Consider the following 19763-nt stretch of genomic DNA (forward strand, 5'->3'; position numbering starts at 1 on the left):
TGATGGAAGCTGTATAAAAAACGAGGGGGAATGAAAAATGGCAAATCATATTTATCTTGCCGGCGATTCGACTGTTCAAACGTATGGAGACAGCACAAATCAAGGGGGCTGGGGGCAGTTTCTCGGCTCGCATTTGCCGGAGCATATTCAAGTGATCAACAGAGCGATCGGGGGAAGAAGCTCGAAAACATTTGTGGAAGAGGGCAGGCTTCAGGCAATCCTTGATGTGATCGAGCCGGATGATTGGCTGTTCGTGCAGATGGGCCATAATGACGCGTCGAAAAATAAGCCGGAACGCTACACCGAGCCCTATACCACCTACAAAGAATATTTAAAGCAGTATATCGCTGGCGCGCGGGAAAAAGGTGCCCACCCGCTTCTCATTACCCCCGTAGCCCGCTTTCATTACGAAAACGGCGTGTTTTTGAACGATTTTCCTGATTACTGCATTGCCATGAAGCAGACGGCTGAAGAGGAGAATGTCCAGCTCATTGATCTGATGGAGAAAAGCCTTGCTTTCTTTACTGAGAAGGGCGAGGAAAAAGTATACACCTATTTTATGATTTCAGAAGGGATTAACGATTACACGCATTTTACAAAAAAAGGCGCAAATGAAATGGCGAAACTTGTGGCAAAAGGCATAAAGGAGCTCGGCCTGCCATTGACAGAATCGATCATCAAAGAAAGGTGAAAATGTGATGAGAAAACTCTATCATGGCGCTTGCTATTATCCGGAATTATGGGATGAAGAGACGATTCAGCAGGACATTGACATCATGCGTGAAGTTGGCGTAAATGTTGTGCGGATCGGCGAATTTGCCTGGTCTGTCATGGAACCTGAAGAAGGAAAAATTGACGTCGGTTTTTTCAAAGAAATCATCGCCCGGCTGTATGATAGCGGGATCGAAACGATTATGTGCACGCCGACGCCTACCCCGCCGATTTGGTTCTCACATGGCCGGCCCGAACGCATGCATGTCAATGAAAAAAGAGAGATCATGGGGCATGGCTCCCGTCAGCATGCCTGTACGAACAACCCGTATTTCCGAAAAAAAGCCGCCGTCATCACCACAGCCATCGCCAAGGAGCTTGGCCGGCTCCCGGGGCTGATCGGATGGCAGCTAGACAATGAGTTTAAATGCCATGTTGCAGAATGCATGTGTGAGACATGCTTGCGCTTATGGCATGACTGGCTCAAAAATCGCTACGGGGTGATTGAGCGCTTGAATGAAGCTTGGGGAACCGATGTGTGGAGCGAAACCTATCAGACGTTTGAGCAAGTCCCGCAGCCGGGACCGGCCCCGTTTCTGCATCATGCCTCTTTACGCACTATGTATCAGCTGTTTTCGATGGAGATGATCGCTTCGTTTGCGGATGAACAGGCCAAAATCATCCGCTGCTATTCAGATGCGCCGATCACGCATAACGGATCAGTCATGTTCAGCGTGGACAATGAGCGAATGTTTCAGAATCTCGATTTTGCCTCCTATGACACGTACGCTTCGCAGGAAAACGCCTCTGCCTTTTTATTGAACTGTGATTTATGGAGAAATCTGAAACAGGCGCGCCCGTTTTGGATTTTGGAAACGAGTCCGTCGTATGCTGCCTCGCTTGAAAGCTCCGCTTACCCGCACGCAGACGGGTATTTGCAGGCTGAAGCCGTATCGTCCTACGCCTTAGGAAGCCAGGGGTTTTGCTACTGGCTATGGCGACAGCAGCGTTCAGGCAGCGAGATTTCCCACGGTTCGGTTCTCAGTGCCTGGGGCGAACCCACCATCGGCTACCAAAATGTGCTGGCGGTTGAGCGGGCAAGAAAGGAAATCGAGCCTGTTATTCTATCAACTAAACCCGTTCAAGCCGAGGCGGCGATGACTTACTCTGACAGAGCCAAAGCATTTATTAAAACTGAGCCTCATTGGGGACTCCGGCATCGTTCGCTTGTGACGCATTTTTATGAACGTATTCTCAACACGGGGATTCACCGTGACCTTATTCCGGAAGGCGCTCCGCTGGACGGCTACCGTTTGCTGTTTACGCCATTTGTGCCGTATTTGTCTTCTGAATTTATCAAAAAAGCTTCGGCATTCGCTGAAGCGGGCGGCATCTGGATCGCCGGTCCGCTGACAGGAGGGCGCACATGCGAGCATACCATTCATACCGATTGCGGACTTGGCGAACTTGAGAAAACGTCAGGGATCAAAACACTGTTTACCTTTCCGATGAATGAGAACGTGAATACAGGAAAAGCGTTTGGCATCACGGCGCCGCTTGGGCTGTGGAGCGCGGTGTTTGACACAGAGAGCGGAAACACCCTTGGCACGGTTGAATCAGGACCGGGGGCGGGCCATGCTTTTCTGACGGAACGGAATTACGGCGAGGGGAAAATTGTCATGCTGGGCTCGCTTCCATCCGGGAAAGAAGGGGATGCGATGCTGGAAGCGCTCGTCAGGCATTACGCGGAGGAAGCTGTTATTTCCAGCCGGTCGGATGTTACGCCCGGCACGATCGTTGCCCCGCGCAAAGGCGATAGCGGCCTTGTGTGGATCATCGTGAATATGGATGGAAAAGGAGGAAGTGTGACACTGCCGGAAGCGGGAACAGATCTGTTGACGCACCGCTTGGAAAAGGCGGGGAGGCTGGCGGTCGGACCGCATGAATACCGTGTGATTCAATTTGACAATCACAGCTGATTCTTTGCATCGAATCAGCTTTTTTCTATGGAGGGAGAGACCGATGAAAAAGATCAAATGGTTATCAGGACAGCCAAAGGTGACAAGCGGCGTGACGTGGGGCGTGCCATGGAAAAAAGGAGAATTAAAAAAGGGTGACCGTCTGGCGCTTATGAATGAAAACGCGGAAACGCGATATGTGCAAAGCGAACCGTCGGCCTATTGGCCGGACGGGAGCATCAAGTGGACGAAGCACGCGGCGGTGTTTGGCGGTAAGGAAAACCAAAGCTTTATCGTGCAAAAAAGAGAAGTCCCGCAGCCAACTGAATCGCTCAGCATTCATGAGACAGAGCATGATATCCAAGTGGATACAGGAGCACTCGTTTGTACCATTCATAAAACAGGATCCGATTTCATTCAATCATTGCAGATCAACGGAAAGCCGATCGCCGCAGGTGGGAGGCTCGTTGCCATAAGAGAAACGAGAAAAGAGTCGGCGGCGGAAACGGTTCTTTTGCATGAAAGGTCTGTCAGCTTTATCAAACGGTCGGCGATTGAGCAGAGTGGTCCTGTCAAAGCAGTAGTCAAAATCGAGGGAGTGCATGTGCTCCATAAAACGAATGAAGAATGGCTGCCGTTTGTCATCCGATTGGCGTTTTATGCCGGGCTGTCTGAGATCGGCCTTGTGCACACGCAGCTGATTGACAGGAACGGTAAACAAGAATTCATTAAGGGCCTCGGCATCGAATTTGCCCTTTTTTTGGAGGGGGAGCCGTACAACCGCCATTTCCGGTTTGCGGGAGAGAAAGGGATGTATAAAGAACCCGTCCAGCTGTTTGGCACACGTAAATTCAATGAACGATATCCGCTTTATGAAAAACAAATCAATGGCGAAATGCTGTCTCCAGATGAAGAGCATAAGGAATGGTTTGCACATGGCACACAGAATGCGGTTTGGGACGATGTGAAGCTTGTTCAGGATTCCAGCGATCATTACAGCCTGTCAAAACGGACCGGAAAAGATTATGCGTGGGTTGGAATGCTGCATGGCAGCCGGGCGAAGGGGCTCTGCTATGCGGGCGGAAAAAATGGCGGTGTGGCTCTCGGCCTGCGGTATTTCTTTGAGAAATATCCTTCAGCACTGGAAATCACAGGTCTTGCCGGCAGCCGCCCCAAAATGACTATCTGGCTTTGGCCCCCAGACGGCGAAGCGATGGATTTGCGGCATTATACAGGAAACACCCACGTGGCCAGCGCGTATGAAGGCTTTGATGAAATGCTTTCTGATCCGACAGGCATTGCGAACACAAATGAAATCAGCCTGGCGTGCTTTTCGCACATGCCGTCTGACGAAGTCCTCAATGCGCTCGCTGACAAATGGCAGGCGCCGCCGCTCATTGTATGCGAGCCGGACGTCTATTACGAATCAAAAGCACTCGGGGTTTGGAGCATCATTGACACATCCCATCCGCTCAAAAAAGAGCTGGAAGAACAGCTCGATGCGGCCTTTCTGTTTTATAAAAAGGAAGTAGAGCAACGCAGATGGTACGGTTTTTGGCATTATGGCGATGTCATGCATACGTATGACCCGATCCGGCATATGTGGCGGTACGATCTCGGCGGATACGCATGGCAAAACAATGAGCTCGTTCCGACCTTATGGCTGTGGCAGGCGTTTTTCCGCTCAGGCAGAGAGGATATGTTTCGCATGGCAGAAGCCATGACCCGCCATACGAGCGAAACGGACAGCTTTCACCTCGGTGAATACGCAGGGCTTGGTTCACGGCATAACGTTGTGCACTGGGGATGCGGCTGCAAGGAAGCGAGAATCAGCATGGCCGGGCTTTATAAATTCTATTATTATCTGACGGGTGATGAGCGGACGGGAGATCTTTTGACAGAAGTGAAGGATGCCGATTATGCCCTCGTCAAAACCGATCCGATGCGCGCTTTTTACGAGAAAGGCAAGCACCCGACTCACGCCAGAACGGGACCGGACTGGGCGGCGTTTTGCTCGAACTGGCTGGCGGAATGGGAGCGGACCGAAAATCCGGAATATCTCAAAAAAATCGAAACGGGAATCAACTGTCTGAAGCGGCTGCCGCTCCGCTTATTATCCGGCCCGACATTTGAATATGACCCGGCGACCTCGATGCTTCATCACATGGGAGACGGCATTGCGGGCGGATATCATATGATCATTGCCTTCGGCGCGCCGCAAGTGTGGATGGAGCTAGCTGAGCTTCTTGATGACCGGGAATGGGAGGATATGCTGAGTGAATTCGGCGAATTTTACACACTCAGTGATGAGGAAAAACGGAAAAAAAGCGGAGGCGCTCTTCATGACGGGCATTTTCACTGGCCGATGTTCGCCGCCGGTATGACAGCCTACGCCGCGAGAAAAAAGCAAGATCCTCATCTCGCCGCCAATGCGTGGAATCTTTTGCTCGATGATAAGCTCAGCCATACGCCGCTTCCGATCAAACCGGAGCGCATCGAGACATGGACGCAGCTAGAGGAGCTTCCATGGGTGACAACGAACACTGTCTCTCAATGGTGTTTAAATGTCATAGCGGCGCTGGAACTGATCGGAGATTCCCTTCCGGCAAAAAAAGAAACATCGGGCAAAAAAGGATAACAGCCGGAATTTCATAGGAGAAATGGTGCAAAAAATGAAGATTGCAAGAATTTATGTAAGCGCTTTATATTGAGAGGGGCAAAGGGGAAATGCAAATTGAAAAAAGGGGGACTTACGCATCATGAAAATAAGAATGCGAAAAAAATGGATGGCCTTGCCGCTTGCTGCCATGATGATCGCCGGATGCAGCCATTCGGAAACTTCCAATTCAGCAAGCGGTTCGAAAGATACGATCAAAATTATGGCGCCGCTTTTATCGCCGGAAAGCCCGAGTGATAAGAGCCCTTCATTAAAAGCGCTCGAAAAATACACAGGCAAAGAGATTAAGGTCACATGGGTGCCTGATTCATCCTACAACGACAAATTCAACATCGTCATGGCTTCAGGAGAGATGCCTCACGCGATTGTTATTAAAGATAAGTCAGCCGGCTTTATCAAGTCTGTCAAAGCAGGGGCGTTTTGGGAACTGTCTCCTTATTTAAAAGACTACAAGAATGTAAGCCAGGCAGATGAAAAGATTTTGAAGAACAGCTCGGTGAACGGCGAGGTGTACGGAATCTACAGAACGAGGGACCTGATCAGGGCGTGTATGATTATCAGAACCGACTGGCTGAAAAATGTCGGTCTGGATATGCCGGAAACGCTTGATGATTTCTATGAAGTGCTGAAAGCCTTTAAGGAAAAAGATCCTGACGGAAATGGCAAGGATGATACGTACGGCATGGTCGTGCCGAAATGGATGGGACTCGGCAACGGAAGCCCATGGGATGTTCTGCAAATCTGGTTCGGCGCTCCGAACCGCTACGGTGTTGAAAACGGAAAGCTGATTCCGGATTTTACAACGAAGGAATACATGGATGCGCTCACGTTTTTTAAAAAGCTCTATGATGAGGGCTTGATCAATAAGGACTTTGCTGTCATGGATTCTGCGAAGTGGAATGATCCGGTTGTAAAAGGAAAAGCGGGTGTCATCGTTGATACAGGCTCAAGAGCGTCTCAAATCCAAAGCGCGATGGAGGAGGCGGATGAGTCGAACAAGGATATCATTGATATCGTCGGCTCGCTTGAGGGACCGAATGGCAAGCGCACCTTCCCGACATCTGGATATTCAGGCATGATCGCGATACCAAAATCAAGCGTCAAAACCGAAAAAGAGCTGAAAGAGGTGCTGTCCTTCCTCGATAAGATGAATGATAAGGAAGCGCAGATTCTCACGAACAACGGAGTGAAGGGCCGCAATTACGAGCTCAAGGACGGCGTATTCACCTCACTTGAAAAAAACAACAAATCTCTCCTGTATGAGCATGAAGGCTTGGCACAGTTCAGCATGTCGATTCCGAAAAGCGAGTATTACATCGAAGACCAGAAAACCAAGCTCTTCCAGCATCGCAAGGACATCATAACCGAAGGAGAAAAAATAGCGGTCTTTAACCCGGCTGAGTCGCTTGTATCTGATGTCTATACCCAAAAAGGAGCCCAGCTTGACAACATCATCCTCGACGCGAGAACACAATTTATCATTGGAGAAATTGATGAAAAAGGGTTCGATGATGCAGTGGAGCTTTGGAAAAAAAGCGGCGGCAATGAACTGATGAAGGACTTGAACAAATTGTATCAATCGTCAAAATAAACCGATGCGCCTGCCTTTCGGCGGGCGCCCCGGTATCACGAAAGGAGAACAGATATGGAAACAGTGCCGAAGAAGGGAGATTCACCTGTTCTCACCGCTGGAAAAGGCATCAGCTGGATGGCTGCGCTCAAACGGGACAAATGGCTTTATCTTCTTCTTATTCCCGGTCTGCTTTATTTCTTGATTTTCAAATACTTGCCGATGTGGGGTGTGCTGATCGCTTTTAAAGACTATTCGCCATATCTCGGCTTCTGGAAAAGCGAATGGGTCGGCTTTGATTTTTTCAAAGACTTTTTTATGAATCCGGATTTTTTCCGGCTGCTGCGCAACACCCTCATGCTGGCGAGCCTGGATCTTTTGTTTGCCTTTCCCGCGCCTCTCATTTTGGCCCTGCTTTTGAATGAGGTAAGAAAGGCCGTGTATAAAAGATGTATCCAAACCTTTATTTACGTACCCCATTTTGTATCATGGACAATTGTGGTCAGCATCACCTTCGTTTTCTTTACTGTCGATACAGGTGTGATCAACAAATTGATTATGAAACTGACAGGTGAGCAGATTTCTTTCTTGTCGGATGCAGACTGGTTCCGGCCGATGATTGTGATGCAAAGCATTTGGAAGGAGACAGGCTGGGGAACGATTCTATTTTTGGCAGCGCTTGCTACGGTTGATCAAGAGCAGTATGAAGCGGCCATCATGGACGGAGCGGGGCGGTTCAGGAGAATGTGGCATATTACGATGCCGGCGATTAGAAGCACCATTATCGTTTTGTTGATTTTAAGAATCGGCAGCTTTTTGAATCTGGGCTTTGAACAGGTGTATTTGATGACGAACTCGCTCAACCGCAGTGTGGCTGACATCTTCGACACGTATGTGTACATGATGGGGATTACCCAAGGGGCGTATAGCTACAGCACGGCGGTCGGTTTGTTTAAATCAGTTGTCGGGATTATCTTGATTTTTGGCGCCAATTACATTGCGAAAAAGTTTGATCAGGAAGGATTGTTTTAGAGGAGGGGAGAGGTATGGCTGAAATTCACACGATGCACAACACCAAAGCCGGACGGGTGTTTGACGTCTGCAACATTCTGTTTCTCGGCGGTGTCGGCGCGATTACCATTTTGCCGTTTTTGTATATTATCGCCGGTTCCTTTGCGACAGAAGCGGAACTCGCCCAGCGGAGCTTCTTTATTTTCCCGAAAACCTTTACACTTGATGCTTACAAGTATGTGTTTTCGACACCGACGTTCCTTCGAAGCATGGGTGTGTCCATCTTCATCACCGTGGTCGGGACGGCTGTACAGCTGTTTTTCACCTTCACGATGGCGTATCCGCTGGCGAAGCGGCATGTGAAGGGACGGAATCTGCTGTTGAATCTGGTGATTTTCTCCATGCTGTTTTCAGGCGGCATGATTCCGACGTACCTTGTCGTAAAATCACTTGGCCTTTTGGATACGTATTGGGCATTGATTCTGCCGATGGCAATTAATCCGTTCAACCTTATTATTATCAAAAACTTCTTTCAGCAGCTGCCGCGCGAGCTGGAGGAATCAGCAAAAATTGACGGCTGTTCCGAAATCGGCGTCTTCTGGCGGATCGCCCTGCCACTGTCAAAGCCGGTTATTGCGACCTTTGCGCTGTTTTATGCGGTCGGGATTTGGAATGATTTCTTCCACGCTCTCTTATATATCAATGACAGTGCAAAATGGCCGCTGCAAATGGTGCTTCGCCAAGTCACGATTTTATCGGATTTAACGGCGACCAATGGCGATACGATGCAAAATGCCGTTCCGCCGGAGCAGGGAATTAAACTCGCTGTCATTGTCATTGCGACGCTGCCGATTTTGGCGGTCTATCCATTTTTACAAAAACACTTTGCAAAGGGAATGCTGATCGGTTCGGTGAAAGGCTGAGAAAGGGAGTGTTTCATATCAGTACATTAGATCAGATTAAGATTGCCTATATCGGCGGGGGGTCCCAAGGCTGGGCCAGAAGCCTGATGAGTGATTTGTCGATTGATGAACGGATGTCAGGCACGGTGGCGCTCTATGATCTTGATTTTGAAGCCGCTCAGAAAAATGAAGTGATCGGCAATCACAGCGGGAACGGCAGATGGAGATATGAGGCTGTTTCTACTTTGAAAAAGGCGTTATCAGCCGCGGATATCGTCATTATTTCCATTTTGCCGGGATCACTGGATGATATGGAAGTCGATGTCCACTTGCCTGAGCGCTGCGGTATTTATCAGTCTGTAGGTGATACTGTCGGGCCTGGAGGGATCATCAGGGGCTTACGTGCTGTGCCGATATTTGCGGAAATTGCCCGGGCAATAAGAGACTACGCACCTGAATCATGGGTCATTAATTATACAAACCCGATGTCTGTCTGTACAAGAGTGCTGTATAAAGTGTTTCCCGGAATCAAAGCGATTGGCTGCTGCCACGAGGTATTCGGGACGCAAAAGCTATTGGCGGAAATGGTCACGGAAAGGCTGGGGATTGAGGTGCCGCGGCGTGAGGATATCCGCGTTAATGTGCTCGGCATTAACCATTTTACATGGATCACAAAAGCCTCTTACCGCCATATTGACCTGCTGCCTATATTCCGTGAATTCAGCGCGCACTATGGGGAATCAGGGTATGAGCTGGAGGGGGAAAGCTGGAGGGACAGCGTCTTTTGTTCGGCACACCGTGTTGCGTTTGATTTATTTGAAACGTATGGCGCCATCCCTGCTGCGGGAGACAGGCATCTGGCAGAGTTTCTTCCCGGCCCATACCTCAAACAGCCTGAAGTATGGAAATTTCATCTCACACCTATATCATTCAGAAAACAAGACAGAGCTGAGAAACGACAAGAAACAGAACGGTTGATCGTGCAACAACGGGGCGTTGCTGAGAAAGCTTCGGGAGAAGAAGGCGTGAACATCATAGCGGCTCTTCTCGGATTGGGTGAACTCGTCACAAATGTAAATATGCCGAATCAAGGCCAGGTCTCAAACCTTCCTATACAAGCCATTGTCGAAACAAACGCATTCATCACAAGGAACCGTGTCCAGCCGATTTTTTCCGGAGCGCTTCCGAAAGGTGTGGAAATGCTGGCGGCTAGGCATATATCCAATCAAGAGGCAGTGTCGGAAGCAGGTCTAACAAAGGATACTGGCCTCGCGTTTCAAGCTTTCCTCAATGACCCGCTTGTCAAGATTGACCGCAGTGATGCAGAGCAGCTTTTCAATGACATGCTCCAATGCACCATGCAACGTTGAGCGGAGCTTTTCCGGTTTAGAATAGAAACCATTGACCATACTGATAGTATTATCAAGAAGTAGGTGCTATCAATATGGGAAATTATTTAAGTGTTGCGGCAGAACTGGTCTGCGGTTTAGGCATTTTATTTATCATCTTAAAACTTCTCGGGAAAACCCAATTTTCTCAAATTACGCCGTTTGACTTTATTTCTGCTTTAATTTTAGGTGAATTAGTCGGAAATGCCGTCTACGATCATGAAATCAAAATCAAAGAAATCATTTTTGCTTCGCTGCTGTGGGGCGTGCTGATTTATATTATTGAATTTATCACGCAAAAAATGAAATCATCGCGAAAGTTCTTGGAGGGTGAGCCGAATATCGTCATCCGCAAAGGAGAGCTTCAATATAAAGTAATGAAGAAAAATAAGATAGACATTAACCAGCTGCAAAGCCTTTTGAGGCAAGCGGGGAGTTTTTCGATCCAAGAAGTAGAATATGCGATTTTGGAAACAAACGGGATGGTCAGCGTGCTCCCCAAATCTGATTTTGACAAACCGACAAATAAGGATTTGCAGATTCCTTCGAAGTCCGTTTCTCTGCCGATCACTTTAATCATAGATGGAGAGGTTGTCCGGGATAATTTGAAGGAAGCAGGTGTGGATGAACAGTGGCTGAAGCAAGAATTGAAAAAGAAGAACATTGATAAGACGGAGGACGTGTTATTTGCAGAATGGCATAAAAATAAGCCGCTGTATACCGTAACATACGAACAAAGCAGATCAACATGACTCTTAGAAAAAAGCTTGCAGCAAGGCGCAAGCTTTTTATTGATTGTATGTCCCTTGTTTGACAGCACGTACATGGTACATGCTCACTTCAGTGCTGATCAGATAGTCAGGCTTTGGTTTGCCTTTGTTTGCTTTATGGCCGGCGATATGCGCATCGCTTTTTTCCCATTGCTTCCAGTGATCCTCTGATTCCCAGCGAATCATGACAACAACTTCTTCATCACCGCGGCGCACATTTTTCTCAAGCACTGTCACATCAATTAAACCTTCTTGTTTTTCAATGATTCCTTCAGCACTGAAACGTTCTATGACTTTATCTGCAAAGCCTTCTTTAACCGTCATTTTTCTCAACTGTACAAACATTTGTCTCACTCCAATCATTCTCACATATGAATAATTGTAAATGAAATTCATTCTCAATGTCAAAGAAAGCGCAGGGCGGAATCGAACCGCCGTGCGCAACAGTTTATTCTTTTAATAAAAACACATTTCCGTCTTCGTCCTTAAATTGAACGAAGGTGCCCCACTCCATTTGATTGGGCTCACCGAGAAATTCTACACCGTTTGTCTTCATTTTCTCGTATGTACCAAAGATGTCTTCGCATTCAAACACAATAGAAGCCTTCATTTGCTCTGAGCCTTTCATCATGGCTTTCGGGTAAATGACTAAACGAGTCTCGGCCCCTTTTGGCGCAACCTCCAGCCAGCTTGCTTCAGGTCCCATTGGGTGGTCCGCTGCAATATCAAAGCCTACCTTCTCTGTCCAAAATTGCTTCGCTTTCTGCTGGTCCTCGACATATACAGCAACAGTGCCAATTTGTTTGATCATAGGGAAACCTCCAAGTTGAAAAGATAATAATACTATAACCTGTTTACGGCCGAAGTAACATAAAAAAATCAGCCGGGAAACCGGCTGATTATTAAAATGAGCAGCTTACAACATCGATGTGATTTGTGTCTAAGGCGAAATAAACCCAGCGGCGCCGTGAGGAATCCCAATAAAAGCCGCCGACGGACCTTCTGCCAAGGATGATCGGGTAGAACCAAAATGAGCGGCCATTGGTTAACCAAACATAGGTAAATCGGAAAAGGCAAGGACGAATGGTGATTGGTTCAACTAACAAAACGGCTCCTTGAGAACCCTGCGGTTTTGGGGGTTTCGCTGGTATTTGGGAAGGCGGAGGTCCCTGCGGCGCACCGCCGAAGCCTGGGACGGCACCGCTGCCAATGCCAGGGCCGGAGCCGCCGCCAAAGCCTGGAACAGCACCGCCGCCAATGCCAGGGCCGGAGCCGCCGCCAGAGCCCGGAACAGCACCGCCGCCAATGCCAGGCCATGGATATCGGTATTCATATTCAAAAGCAGGCCAAGGCTCATAAAAATGCCCCGCAAACATATAAGGATCAACATAATACATGTGATTACGTCCTTTCTCATTGTAAACTGTACATTGCAGTTTATGCGGGCGGACTCTTATTGGTGCATTCGCCTAAGGATATGAAGCTAGGATGCGCTCAGAGAGCAGAATCATTTGATTTTTCTCTAGTCTTATTCACAATTCCGATTTATCATTTTATAATGAAAGTGCTTCTATTACGAAAAAGGAGACAGACCGTGAATATCGATCAATTATTATATCAATATATCATAGACAACACTGCGGATATTACTGAGAAATGGTTCAGTTTGCGTTGCCAGCTAAAAGGCGAGCTATATTCCGCCAGCCATTTAAGTGAAGCAACGAAAACGCTTTTAACCGAGCAGCATACATTTACCAATATAACAATCGCAAGCGCATTTCTGGAGGATCAAACCGATTTTCAAGAAAACATGACAAAATGGGCGGAAAACGTTGCGAAAAACAGGGTAGAGCAGGATGTTCAAGTTCATGAGGTCGTAGAAGCCATATCCAATTCAAGAATCTCATTCTGGGACGCAGTCGTCACATTTATAAAAGAGAATCAGGAGATTGTGACAAATGAGGATGCAGACCGATGGAACCGCATTGTGAATCAGTCGTTCGATAAGCTGATTATTGAATTCTCCGAGCAGTACCAAAAATTCATGCTGATGAGGCTCACATCTCAGCAGGAATTGATCTCAGAGCTTGGCTGCCCGGTTATTTCCATTGCCGATGGAATCGGGATATTGCCGCTTATCGGCTCCATTGATACAAAACGGGCACAGGTCATTTTAGAAACAGTGCCGGTCCGCTGTGTCGAGAGAAAAATCACAAGCCTCGTCGTTGATCTTTCGGGTGTTCCGATTGTGGATACCATGGTGGCTCAGCAATTGTACAACCTGTCTAAAACGCTTTTCTTATTAGGCGTCAAAGCCGTATTTTCAGGGATTCGCCCGGATGTGGCCCAAACATCGATTCAATTGGGGCTTGATTTTAGTGAATATGAAACGTATGGCACGCTGAAGCAGGCATTAGAAAATATGGGTGTCCGCTGTATTGTTGAGGAATTGGAAGAAAACAAATAGGAAGTTTCCAGGCATATGATTGTCCGTCACCGGGTGATCATATGCCTTTTTGATTTGAACAGAAATCACCATTGATTTATCAAAAAAAACATAATATTATAATTCTTATAAGAATACTGTGAATTAAAACCTATTCAACAGGGGGGAAGGTCTTTTGGTTTCAAAATCAACGATTGATCCGGAAGTGATTGAAAAAATAATCAGCTCGCTGGAAACACTCGATTTCGGCACCGTTCAGATTACGGTTCATGATTCTCAGATTACCCAAATTGAGAAAATAGAAAAGCACCGTTTTTCGCTGAAAAGGAAAGAATCAAAATGATAATGTAAAGGGCGTTTGTTTTCATTAAATTCTCCTTAAAACATATACATATTTCATCCAATTTTTATATAATAGACCTTTAAGATCATTTTTTAGGAGGATTTTTGACATGCAAGCTACGGTTCACGAGAGTAAGCAATCGATCATGCAACGCATTTTGACAGTCTTTGTCTTCACATTGCTGATCGCGACTGTCGGCCTTTTTATCGGCCAATTTGTTCCTGTCGCTTTGATGCTGCCGCTTTCTATTCTTGAAGTGGCGATGATTATTCTGGCCTTCTGGATGCGCAGAAGAAAAGCGGTCGGGTATGCGTTTGTATATACATTCGCGTTCGTTTCCGGCATTACCTTATTTCCGATCGTCAGCCATTACGCTTCCATCGCCGGCGCCTATGTCGTGCTTGAAGCCTTTGGTTCTACATTTGTCATTTTTGCCGTCTTGGGTACAATCGGCGCAAAAATGAAGAAGGATTTATCCTTCCTGTGGTCATTTCTGCTGGTAGCGGTGCTCGCACTCGCAGTGGTAGGGATTTTCAACATTTTCAGCCCGTTAAACTCAGCGGCGATGATGGCGTATTCCGTGATCGGAACCATCGTCTTTTCCCTTTACATTTTGTATGATTTGAATCAAATCAAACACCGCCACATTACGGAAGACTTGATTCCGGTTATGGCGTTATCGCTGTACCTTGACTTTATCAACTTATTCATCAACCTGCTCCGCTTCTTCGGCATTTTGAGCAGTGATGATTAATGAAAAAGCGCCTGTCATTGGATAGGCGCTTTTTGCTATACATAAAAAAGGCAGGTGGAGTCGTGCGTCTGTCATGTTGTCAGGCGTGCATTGAAGGAGCCGTTTGAGCTTATGCACATTGCATGTGTCATCAGCGGCATATTTGTTACGGCCATAAAGAAAAAACAGCCGGATGCGTATCCGGCTGCAGAAGAAAAGACGCTGTAGCCTGTCCTGATGGGACGGGTTTTTTAGTCTTTAAACACGCTCAGCCTTTCAAAAAGATCACCTAACATCTTCACGAACATGTCTTTTTCCTCGATGCTGTAGTTTTCCATAACCGCGGATATTTTGCTGAAATGGCCGGGCAGAAATTGCTCAAGGCGTGCTTTGCCTTCCGTTGTCAGTTCAATGCTGATTTTTCGTTTATCCTCTGTGTGGTGCCTGCGGCTGACAAAACCGTCTCTCACCAGCCCGTCCAGCAGGCCTGTAATCGTCGCTTTCGTGACGTTTGACTGTTTGGCAAGTTCTGTCGGACTTAACCTATGATCCTTGGCATCAAAGAGCAGCATCAGGCGATCGAGGATGCCATCGTCCTCGCCGAAGAACTCCAAAACCACACCGACCACGAAACAGCATTACAGGCGTACTACAAAAGAAGAGCCCCACGAGCGCTCAAAGTCCAGAACCTATCCTCAGAAATCGTCCGCCGCGGGCTGAAAGGAGAGCCGGGAGCGGAAGAACTGATTGGGGAGTGCTATGCGGTGTTGAGGGAAGGGTATTAAATAGGAAAAGTCCAGAAAGTGATTTCTGGACTTTTTAGTCTTGCTCTGTTTTATTCCTTATCCGCTCAATCACCTCATGCAATCCCTCAGGCTTATAAAACTCCACCGGTGAACTGCCTTTCTCAAACGAAATTGTCTCGGCTTCAATCAGCGCGACATAGCGTCCGTTTACTTTTGCGAGATGAATAGAATCGCCAAAATCCGCTAGCAATCCCTTAATCTCTGTTTCTCCGACTTTCATCTTCAGCTGGGCCTCTGGCGTGTGCTCGATGATTTGGGCGGAGGCTTCGATCACTTGATGGGTGTCGAGGCGCTCTTGGATTTCCCGTTTTTCGCTTGCTTCCCAAATCTCAATGTCGTGCTCGAACTGCTTGAGCTCTTCGCTGTTGTCTTCAAATGTCTCGTAGACGTGCTCCTGTACCATGTTCATGACCTGATTTTTCATGATTTCCGGCATCGATTCGCCGTACTCGACGAATTTCAGAAAGTCCTCAAAATAGCGGGCGTGTGAGGCCTGGTGGATTTTTAGCTCACCTTCCTCGACCATTCCTTCCTCTGGCATGTACGGGTATTGGATGCTTTTCATGTTTTTTGTCGTGATCGCCATTTCGACTTTTTTAATGAGAGAAGACGCGTCAGAGATGCGGGCGACCTTCGGCTCAAAATCACATTTCATAATGAAGACAAATGACTCGTCAAAGTATTTTCTCGGCACGGCCGAAGCGACGAGAAACACGCCGCCGCGAACCGCGCTTGTGTCAAGGTACGTTCGGACGAACTGCTCGCTCAGCTCATTGAAGTCTTCTTTTGTTTCCGCCAGACGCGCGCGGTTGAACATGTTGTAGTTTGGATTGGAATCGAGCTCGTGGCCGGGCTCGACGATAAAATGGCCGATTTTCGTCGGGACCTGCTCGGACTGCGGATGGCGGTCTGCTTTCCGTTTGACGATTTTTTTCAGTTCCCCGTCGAGAAAGTCCTTTAGCTCGCTTTCTTCAAATTCGCCCGTATCAAGGGTCTGGAAGTGCTTGAACTGCTTGTTCGCCTGCTCATCTTTGCCTTCCACCTGTATGACATAAAAGGATAAAAACCGAATTTCAAAATCCATATATAAACTCACCTTATTCGCGTATTGTACAGCTTCTCAAGTATAGAAAAAACAGCAATCATGCGTCAATTGGGAGAACGGAATAATCATGACCATGAAAGGGAAATGTAGTCAAATAGAAGGCATCTCATACGGAAAGGAATGGTTCGATGAAGGAAACAAGCCCGATTCCTCAGCCGAAGACGTTTGGGCCGCTCGGCAATTTGCCTTTAATCGATAAAGACAAGCCGACGCTTTCGCTGATCAAACTGGCGGAAGAACAGGGCCCGATTTTTCAAATCCATACACCCGCGGGCACGACCATTGTAGTGTCCGGCCACGAATTGGTGAAAGAGGTTTGTGATGAAGAACGGTTTGATAAAAGCATTGAAGGCGCCTTGGAAAAGGTTCGCGCATTTTCCGGTGACGGATTGTTTACGAGCTGGACGCATGAGCCTAACTGGAGAAAAGCGCACAACATTCTGATGCCGACGTTCAGCCAGCGGGCCATGAAGGACTATCATGAGAAAATGGTCGATATCGCTGTTCAGCTCATTCAAAAATGGGCCAGGCTCAATCCGAATGAAGCAGTCGATGTCCCGGGAGATATGACCCGGCTGACGCTCGACACCATTGGGCTATGCGGGTTTAACTACCGCTTTAACAGTTACTACAGAGAAACGCCCCACCCGTTTATCAACAGCATGGTGCGGGCGCTTGATGAAGCGATGCATCAAATGCAGCGGCTTGATGTTCAAGATAAGCTTATGGTCAGAACAAAGCGGCAATTCCGCCATGATATTCAAACGATGTTTTCGTTAGTCGACAGCATTATTGCAGAGCGCAGGGCGAATGGAGACCAGGATGAAAAAGATTTGCTCGCACGCATGCTGAATGTGGAAGATCCGGAAACGGGTGAAAAGCTCGACGATGAAAATATCCGCTTTCAAATTATTACGTTTTTGATTGCCGGCCATGAAACAACGAGCGGCCTGCTTTCCTTTGCGACCTACTTTTTATTGAAGCATCCTGACAAACTGAAAAAGGCGTATGAAGAGGTCGATCGGGTGCTGACGGATGCAGCGCCGACCTATAAACAAGTGCTGGAGCTTACATACATACGGATGATTTTAAATGAATCACTGCGCTTATGGCCGACAGCTCCGGCTTTCAGCCTTTATCCAAAAGAAGATACAGTCATTGGCGGAAAATTTCCGATCACGACGAATGACAGAATTTCTGTGCTGATTCCGCAGCTTCATCGTGATCAAGACGCTTGGGGAAAGGACGCCGAGGAATTCCGGCCGGAACGGTTCGAGCATCAGGACCAAGTGCCTCATCATGCGTACAAACCATTCGGAAATGGACAACGGGCCTGTATCGGCATGCAGTTTGCCCTTCATGAAGCCACACTTGTGTTAGGCATGATTCTAAAATATTTCACGCTGATTGATCATGAGAATTATGAGCTTGATATCAAACAAACCTTAACACTTAAGCCGGGCGATTTTCACATCAGGGTTCAAAGCCGTAATCAGGAAGCCATTCATGCGGACGTCCAGGCAGCTGAAAAAGCCGCGTCTGATGAGCAAAAGGAGAAAACGGAAGCAAAGGGCGCATCGGTCATCGGTCTTAACAACCGCCCGCTTCTCTTACTGTACGGCTCTGATACCGGCACTGCAGAAGGCGTCGCCCGGGAGCTTGCTGATACTGCCAGTCTTCACGGCGTAAGGACAGAGACAGCACCTCTGAACGACCGAATTGGAAAGCTGCCGAAAGAGGGAGCGGTTGTCATTGTGACCTCGTCTTATAATGGAAAACCGCCAAGCAATGCCGGACAGTTCGTGCAGTGGCTTCAAGAAATCAAACCGGGTGAGCTTGAGGGCGTTCATTACGCGGTATTTGGCTGCGGCGACCACAACTGGGCGAGCACGTATCAATACGTGCCGAGATTCATTGATGAGCAGCTTGCGGAAAAAGGCGCGACTCGGTTTTCTGCGCGCGGAGAAGGTGATGTCAGCGGTGATTTTGAAGGGCAGCTTGACGAGTGGAAAAAAAGCATGTGGGCGGACGCCATTAAGGCATTCGGACTTGAGCTTAATGAAAACGCCGATAAGGAACGAAGCACGCTGAGCCTTCAGTTTGTCAGAGGGCTGGGCGAGTCTCCGCTGGCTAGATCATACGAAGCCTCTCACGCATCCATTGCCGAAAATCGTGAACTCCAGTCTGCAGACAGCGATCGAAGCACTCGCCATATCGAAATTGCATTGCCGCCGGATGTTGAATATCAAGAGGGCGACCATCTTGGCGTATTGCCAAAAAACAGCCAAACCAATGTCAGCCGGATTCTCCACAGATTCGGTCTGAAGGGAACCGACCAAGTGACATTGTCGGCAAGCGGCCACAGTGCGGGGCATCTGCCATTGGGCCGTCCTGTCAGCCTGCATGATCTTCTCAGCTACAGCGTCGAGGTGCAGGAAGCAGCCACAAGAGCGCAAATACGTGAACTGGCGGCATTTACAGTGTGTCCGCCGCATAGGCGCGAATTAGAAGAACTGTCAACAGAGGGTGTTTATCAGGAGCAAATATTGAAAAAACGAATTTCCATGCTGGATCTGCTTGAAAAGTATGAAGCGTGCGACATGCCGTTTGAACGATTTTTAGAGCTTTTACGGCCGTTAAAACCGAGATACTATTCGATTTCAAGCTCTCCAAGAGTGAATCCGCGGCAAGCATCAATCACAGTCGGTGTCGTGCGCGGCCCTGCGTGGAGCGGCCGTGGCGAATACAGGGGCGTGGCTTCAAATGATTTAGCTGAGCGTAAAGCCGGTGATGATGTCGTGATGTTTATCCGCACACCGGAATCCCGGTTTCAGCTTCCAGAAGACCCTGAAACGCCAATCATTATGGTCGGACCAGGCACAGGAGTAGCGCCATTCCGCGGTTTCCTTCAAGCCCGTGAAGTTTTAAAGCGGGAGGGGAAAACGCTCGGTGAAGCTCATCTCTATTTTGGATGCAGGAACGATCGTGATTTTATATACCGCGATGAGCTTGAGCAGTTTGAAAAAGACGGAATCGTCACTGTCCACACAGCCTTTTCCCGCAAAGAAGGCATGCCGAAAACGTATGTCCAGCATCTCATGGCTGACCATGCAGAAACATTAATATCGATCCTTGACCGCGGAGGCAGGCTTTATGTATGCGGTGACGGCAGCAAAATGGCCCCGGATGTGGAGGCGGCCCTGCAAAATGCGTATCAGTCTGTCCATGGCACCGGGGAGCAAGAAGCGCAAAACTGGCTGAGACATCTGCAGGATACCGGTATGTACACCAAAGATGTCTGGGCAGGGATATAGATAATGAAGACTGGAGACATCCAGTCTTT

17 protein-coding genes and 2 pseudogenes are annotated in these 19763 nt (G+C 48.0%); 14 read left to right on the forward strand and 5 right to left on the reverse strand.

All coding sequences use genetic code 11. From position 1 onward, the window contains the following. Positions 1–37 precede the first annotated feature (37 nt). From MHH79_RS03880 to MHH79_RS03915, 8 genes are all read left to right on the forward strand, one after another. Entirely contained in the window at positions 38–691 is a 654-nt protein-coding gene (locus tag MHH79_RS03880; protein WP_015482927.1) for a rhamnogalacturonan acetylesterase, read from the forward strand. A 7-nt stretch (positions 692–698) separates the two neighbouring features. Continuing rightward, entirely contained in the window at positions 699–2690 is a 1992-nt protein-coding gene (yesZ, locus tag MHH79_RS03885) for a beta-galactosidase YesZ (RefSeq protein ID WP_251218297.1), read from the forward strand. A 43-nt stretch (positions 2691–2733) separates the two neighbouring features. Beyond that, positions 2734–5307, forward strand: a complete 2574-nt coding sequence (locus MHH79_RS03890) for a hypothetical protein (protein ID WP_063335656.1) — start codon at positions 2734–2736, stop codon at positions 5305–5307. 121 nt (positions 5308–5428) lie between these two features. Further along, complete coding sequence (locus MHH79_RS03895; RefSeq protein WP_015482930.1) at positions 5429–6937, forward strand: extracellular solute-binding protein; 1509 nt, start codon at positions 5429–5431, stop codon at positions 6935–6937. Positions 6938–6991: 54 nt separating this feature from the next. Further along, positions 6992–7948: a sugar ABC transporter permease gene (locus MHH79_RS03900; RefSeq protein ID WP_063335657.1), complete on the forward strand. Its 957-nt coding sequence runs from the start codon at positions 6992–6994 to the stop codon at positions 7946–7948. A 14-nt stretch (positions 7949–7962) separates the two neighbouring features. Further along, complete coding sequence (locus MHH79_RS03905) at positions 7963–8850, forward strand: carbohydrate ABC transporter permease (protein WP_003242715.1); 888 nt, start codon at positions 7963–7965, stop codon at positions 8848–8850. Between the two features lie 8 nt (positions 8851–8858). After that, positions 8859–10199, forward strand: coding sequence for an alpha-galacturonidase LplD (gene lplD / locus MHH79_RS03910; RefSeq protein WP_063335658.1), 1341 nt, complete (start codon positions 8859–8861; stop codon positions 10197–10199). 74 nt (positions 10200–10273) lie between these two features. Then, positions 10274–10969, forward strand: a complete 696-nt coding sequence (locus tag MHH79_RS03915; RefSeq protein WP_063335659.1) for a DUF421 domain-containing protein — start codon at positions 10274–10276, stop codon at positions 10967–10969. A 36-nt stretch (positions 10970–11005) separates the two neighbouring features. Here the strand turns inward: MHH79_RS03915 and hmoA are convergent, their stop codons facing one another. The 3 genes from hmoA to MHH79_RS03930 form a co-directional block, all read right to left on the reverse strand. Continuing rightward, positions 11006–11332, reverse strand: coding sequence for a heme-degrading oxygenase HmoA (gene hmoA, locus MHH79_RS03920; protein ID WP_003243958.1), 327 nt, complete (start codon positions 11330–11332; stop codon positions 11006–11008). A 103-nt stretch (positions 11333–11435) separates the two neighbouring features. Beyond that, a complete protein-coding gene (locus MHH79_RS03925; protein WP_003233803.1) occupies positions 11436–11798 on the reverse strand; it encodes a VOC family protein in 363 nt (120 codons plus the stop codon). A gap of 91 nt (positions 11799–11889) precedes the next feature. Then, the gene (locus MHH79_RS03930; RefSeq protein ID WP_326225685.1) at positions 11890–12384 is read right to left on the reverse strand and encodes a hypothetical protein; all 495 of its coding nucleotides are present in this window, start codon (positions 12382–12384) and stop codon (positions 11890–11892) included. 197 nt (positions 12385–12581) lie between these two features. Here MHH79_RS03930 and MHH79_RS03935 point away from each other — a divergent pair, with 197 nt between their 5' ends. From MHH79_RS03935 to MHH79_RS03950, 4 genes are all read left to right on the forward strand, one after another. Beyond that, positions 12582–13454, forward strand: a complete 873-nt coding sequence (locus MHH79_RS03935; protein ID WP_015482933.1) for an STAS domain-containing protein — start codon at positions 12582–12584, stop codon at positions 13452–13454. A 154-nt stretch (positions 13455–13608) separates the two neighbouring features. Further along, positions 13609–13776, forward strand: a complete 168-nt coding sequence (locus tag MHH79_RS03940) for a YezD family protein (protein WP_003244522.1) — start codon at positions 13609–13611, stop codon at positions 13774–13776. A 109-nt stretch (positions 13777–13885) separates the two neighbouring features. Then, a complete protein-coding gene (locus MHH79_RS03945) occupies positions 13886–14530 on the forward strand; it encodes a Bax inhibitor-1 family protein (protein WP_003244397.1) in 645 nt (214 codons plus the stop codon). Between the two features lie 111 nt (positions 14531–14641). Next, a complete protein-coding gene (locus MHH79_RS03950) occupies positions 14642–14737 on the forward strand; it encodes a transporter (RefSeq protein WP_251218298.1) in 96 nt (31 codons plus the stop codon). 23 nt (positions 14738–14760) lie between these two features. Here the strand turns inward: MHH79_RS03950 and yetL are convergent. Then, a pseudogene (gene yetL, locus MHH79_RS03955) lies at positions 14761–15084 on the reverse strand (transcriptional regulator YetL); the annotation flags it as partial. Between yetL and MHH79_RS03960 the strand changes: the two are divergent. After that, a pseudogene (locus tag MHH79_RS03960) lies at positions 15085–15294 on the forward strand (oxidoreductase); the annotation flags it as partial. It abuts the pseudogene before it with no gap. Positions 15295–15328: 34 nt separating this feature from the next. Here the strand turns inward: MHH79_RS03960 and MHH79_RS03965 are convergent. Continuing rightward, on the reverse strand, positions 15329–16399 hold the full coding sequence (locus tag MHH79_RS03965) for a DUF3900 domain-containing protein (RefSeq protein WP_003233793.1): 1071 nt from the start codon (positions 16397–16399) through the stop codon (positions 15329–15331). A 149-nt stretch (positions 16400–16548) separates the two neighbouring features. On the opposite strand from MHH79_RS03965, the gene cypD reads away from it, so the two are divergent. Next, entirely contained in the window at positions 16549–19734 is a 3186-nt protein-coding gene (gene cypD / locus MHH79_RS03970) for a bifunctional P-450/NADPH--P450 reductase (protein ID WP_340035002.1), read from the forward strand. The last annotated feature ends 29 nt before the right edge of the window (positions 19735–19763 follow it).

The organism is Bacillus sp. FSL K6-0993, from assembly GCF_037977205.1.
GTDB classification, from domain to species: domain Bacteria; phylum Bacillota; class Bacilli; order Bacillales; family Bacillaceae; genus Bacillus; species Bacillus subtilis.

Excerpts from the sequence above, each read along its gene's own strand:
- MHH79_RS03905 (WP_003242715.1), top strand. The coding sequence starts at position 7,963 with ATGGCTGAAATTCACACGATGCACAACACCAAAGCCGGACGGGTGTTT.
- MHH79_RS03945 (WP_003244397.1), top strand. The coding sequence starts at position 13,886 with ATGCAAGCTACGGTTCACGAGAGTAAGCAATCGATCATGCAACGCATT.
- MHH79_RS03930 (WP_326225685.1), bottom strand. The coding sequence starts at position 12,384 with ATGTATTATGTTGATCCTTATATGTTTGCGGGGCATTTTTATGAGCCT.
- MHH79_RS03895 (WP_015482930.1), top strand. The coding sequence starts at position 5,429 with ATGAAAATAAGAATGCGAAAAAAATGGATGGCCTTGCCGCTTGCTGCC.
- MHH79_RS03890 (WP_063335656.1), top strand. The coding sequence starts at position 2,734 with ATGAAAAAGATCAAATGGTTATCAGGACAGCCAAAGGTGACAAGCGGC.
- hmoA (WP_003243958.1), bottom strand. The coding sequence starts at position 11,332 with ATGTTTGTACAGTTGAGAAAAATGACGGTTAAAGAAGGCTTTGCAGAT.
- MHH79_RS03925 (WP_003233803.1), bottom strand. The coding sequence starts at position 11,798 with ATGATCAAACAAATTGGCACTGTTGCTGTATATGTCGAGGACCAGCAG.
- MHH79_RS03950 (WP_251218298.1), top strand. The coding sequence starts at position 14,642 with ATGCACATTGCATGTGTCATCAGCGGCATATTTGTTACGGCCATAAAG.
- MHH79_RS03880 (WP_015482927.1), top strand. The coding sequence starts at position 38 with ATGGCAAATCATATTTATCTTGCCGGCGATTCGACTGTTCAAACGTAT.
- MHH79_RS03915 (WP_063335659.1), top strand. The coding sequence starts at position 10,274 with ATGGGAAATTATTTAAGTGTTGCGGCAGAACTGGTCTGCGGTTTAGGC.
- MHH79_RS03900 (WP_063335657.1), top strand. The coding sequence starts at position 6,992 with ATGGAAACAGTGCCGAAGAAGGGAGATTCACCTGTTCTCACCGCTGGA.
- cypD (WP_340035002.1), top strand. The coding sequence starts at position 16,549 with ATGAAGGAAACAAGCCCGATTCCTCAGCCGAAGACGTTTGGGCCGCTC.
- MHH79_RS03965 (WP_003233793.1), bottom strand. The coding sequence starts at position 16,399 with ATGGATTTTGAAATTCGGTTTTTATCCTTTTATGTCATACAGGTGGAA.
- yesZ (WP_251218297.1), top strand. The coding sequence starts at position 699 with ATGAGAAAACTCTATCATGGCGCTTGCTATTATCCGGAATTATGGGAT.